Annotated in this window: 2 protein-coding genes; both read right to left on the bottom strand. The window is 65.0% G+C overall.

The window, feature by feature from the left end; translation table 11 throughout:
• Positions 1-90: 90 nt before the first annotated feature.
• Complete coding sequence (locus tag QZY48_RS27950; RefSeq protein WP_295436914.1) at positions 91-969, bottom strand: hypothetical protein; 879 nt, start codon at positions 967-969, stop codon at positions 91-93.
• A gap of 146 nt (positions 970-1115) precedes the next feature.
• Complete coding sequence (locus QZY48_RS27945) at positions 1116-3314, bottom strand: DNA methyltransferase (protein WP_295436913.1); 2199 nt, start codon at positions 3312-3314, stop codon at positions 1116-1118.
• Positions 3315-3380: the final 66 nt, after the last annotated feature.

Below are 3380 nucleotides of genomic sequence, written 5' to 3'. Positions count from 1 at the left end.
TGGCGTTCTTCAACTCCAGGGCAAAGGCGGCCTCATAGGCATGCCTCATAGGCATAGTTGTAGGGGCCGGTGCCGGACAGCTTGTTGAACTCAGTCTGTTTGCGGCGGACCCTGACATCGAAGCTCTCCCCGAGCTTCAGGTTGACGGTTTCGTGCTTGGGGGTATGCTCGATCCGGTCCTCGCCGATGAACTGGGCGTTGCCGCGGCGGTCCTTCCATCGGGCACGGCCGCTCGGGTTCTTCACACAAAAAATCGCGAGTATCCATTTCGACCTGGTTGATCTCACCCGCCACCAGTTGCACCCGCGCCTGCCGGTAGGCCACCCCGCTGCCATTGGTCAGCGTGACCCAGCCGCTCAGGTCCAGGGTCAGGCCGTCGGCTGACAGGTCGGCCACATAGTCCGCACGCCAACTCAGACCGCCGGTGAGATAGGACAGTTCAAAGGTCCCGGCCCCGGCGTGAGCCGCCTCCAGATGCAGAACAAGGGTGGGCTGATCGCGCAGGTCCGCCGGCAGGTCGGGGAAGGCGAGGTGTCCGACCAGGCCGGTCTCAATGCGATCGGCATAGCGCAGGATCACGCCCTCGTTGACGGCGACGGCCGTGGGATCGACGGCGAGGACCGTGGCGTCCTCCATGGTGCGCTGGCCGGCGTCGTTGGTGCGGATCACTTGGACCCGGCGGCCGAGATACTTGCCGAGCAGGCTCTCGGCGGTGAGCAGGTCGAAGTCGAAATTCTGTTCCAGCAGACTGACCTGGAGCGTCCCGGAGGTTTCGGATAAGAGGGCGGTCTCGGGGCGGATACGGCCTGAGACATTGCGCCAGGCGAGGCGGTTTTCGCCCAGGATCAGGGTCAGGCGGCGCAGGTCCTTCACCAGGGCCAGGTCGTCGTTGTAGATGGTCACGGCCAGCGCCTGCTGGGCCGAGTCATCGATTCGTTGTTCCTGAATACTCATGGTGTCGTTATTCATCTCCAAGGCGACTCCCGGATTGGCAAGGAATGACAGCGATCGGCATCACGATTGGGCTGGGGCCCGACGCATGATCCGGGTTTAGGGTCAACCGGACGGTGTTGAGCGATCGGTGTCCCCGTTGGACCATGCGAGGGTAGCAAGGATCAGCCGGGAAGGTAGCGGCCATCCTCCAGGCGGCGGGCGTGGCCGAGGCTGGCGAGGGTCTCCAGGAGTTCGGCGACGCGGGCGCGCGGCGCGCGGGTGAATCCTTGGGCCAGGTCCGCGGCGCTGCCGGGGCCGGGGCGGGCGGCGAGCGCGGCGCGCAGGGCCTGGAACTGCTCGGGCAGGGTCTTGGGCCAGTCGGGTTTCGGGCCGCTCGCGGTGGGCGCGGCGAGCCCGAGTGGCGCCTCGGTCTGGACGGCGCCGTCGTCGGCCTGGCCGCCTGGATGCTGCAAGGCCGGGCGCAGCCAGCGGATCAGGCCGCGGCGCTCCTCGGCGGAGCGCTCGGCGTTTAGGGCCACCAGGCGTTCCAGGATCAGCGCCTCGACCCGGTCAGCGGTAGGGTCCGCTGTGCGGACCGCCCCCGCGCCAACCGCGGTGTCGGCGTCGAGCGTTGAGGGTGGGAAGGTCCGCGCAGCGGACCCTACGGGGCCGGGGTTAGCCGTGGTTTCGGGGTCGGGCATCGACGTGGGTAAGGTCCGCGCAGCGGACCCTACGGGGGCGACAGCAACCGCGGGGGCGGGATCGGGCAGCGACCGGGGCAGGGTCCGCGCGGCGGACCCGGCGAGCAGGGCGCCGGTCAGGTCTGCCCAGCCGTAGGCGGCGAGGACGGCCGCGTCGAGTTCGTCGTGGAGCTGGCGCAGCACCGAGACCAGGCCCTGTTCGTGGACCTGCCGCTCTTTCGGCCCCAAGGGCTCACCGCGGCGCAGTTGCTCCAGAACGTTGTACATGCCGGTCATGGTCAGGCCCGAGTGCAGCGCCTGGCGCGCCTTGCGGTGGGCGTCCAGGGCTTCCGCCAGTTGGCGAACATGCGCCTTCTGGGGCTCGGTGGGGGCGGGGAAGGGGAAGAGCAAAAAGCAGGTCGTATTGGTCCAGGTGGGGTCATTGCCGAACCCGAGTCGCCCACCCGCTCGCAGTGCCCATATCGCGTGCGTTCTCGCGGATAAGATCCCGAGAATATATGCGTCATCCGAACAGATGGCATAGAGCTTGTGGTCTGGACAGAACGGCAATTGCTGGAAAGCGAAAACACGGTGTTTCGATGTTTCCGGTGTCAAAATAATTCGAGAGAGCCCTTTCCAGCACGCGCGAAGTGCAGCGTTGGATCTGCCGAACAGCCACCAGTCACGCCGACGTTGCGCATCCCTATTTTGGTCGCGTTCGGGCTTCACGCGATCCAAGAGCCGCTGATAAAGGGCAGGATGGGTGGCTCTTGCTTCTTCGGCAAGGCAACCGAAGAAATCGATAACGAAAATGTCTTCCCCATTCTGCATCATATCGCGGGCGTTCCGATGCGGCTTAATGACGTCTGGCAGTGCCACAGGGTCATATCCAAGTGCCCGCACTTCCTCAAGAGTTACGCGAAAACCCTTTCCGACCAGATTCATTCCCTGAAAGCACAAACCGTGATTAGATAATAAGCGAGTCGTGCCGCCTGCCTTGGCTCCGGTGGTTAGATCGGCATGTACCACGCCCTCTTGTAAAGCGAGAGCCACCTGCACGCCTTCCCCGGCACCCTCTTGCTCATGGGTAACTGTGAACAGTTGGCCCTCCCTCACCCCGGCCTCGCCAACCGTCATGCCAATGCGAACCGCAGCACCCTCCGCAGCGTCTACCCACGGATGATCCGGGATCACGAATAGCAAAGAGATCGGATTTTCCGCTTTTAAATGGCGCTCAATGACTTGGCGGTTAAATGTTTGCCTGAGGCTGTTGGTAGTTATCAGCCCGAAGCGTCTGAGATGCCTGGTACCCGCCAACTCCCCTGCCTGGTGCCACCAATACATCACGTAATCGGCAGAACCGGGTACGTCCGGCCAGGCACCACGCAGCGCCTCGACATAGCCGTCCCCGAGGGCCTGGCGCATGCGCTTATTGCCGATGAACGGCGGATTGCCCACCACAAAATCCGCCGCCGGCCACGCCGCCCGCCGCGGGTTGACATAGCGCTCCTGCGGCACCTGGGCGCTCTCGTCCGGGACCGCCTCGCCGGTGACCGGATGGGGCTTGAAGGTGCGCCCATCCCAGCGCGTGACCGGGCGCCCGGCCTCATCGGTGACCCACTCCATGCAGTCATAGTCGAGCACGGCATCGCGGCACTGGATGTTGCGGAAGTCGCGGATCACGGGCTCGGGCGGGTTCACGGCACCGTGGGTCCGGAAGTGCCATTGCAGGTAGCCGATCCACAGGACCGTCTCGGCGATGGCGGC

It is taken from the genome of uncultured Thiodictyon sp., assembly GCF_903828115.1.
In the GTDB taxonomy this organism is placed as follows: Bacteria; Pseudomonadota; Gammaproteobacteria; order Chromatiales; family Chromatiaceae; genus Thiodictyon.
Note: the sequence above shows the minus strand (reverse complement) of the source record. Positions and strands in the feature narration are given on the sequence as shown.

Coding starts and splice junctions, on each gene's coding strand:
- QZY48_RS27950 (WP_295436914.1), bottom strand. CDS start 969: ATGAATAACGACACCATGAGTATTCAGGAACAACGAATCGATGACTCG.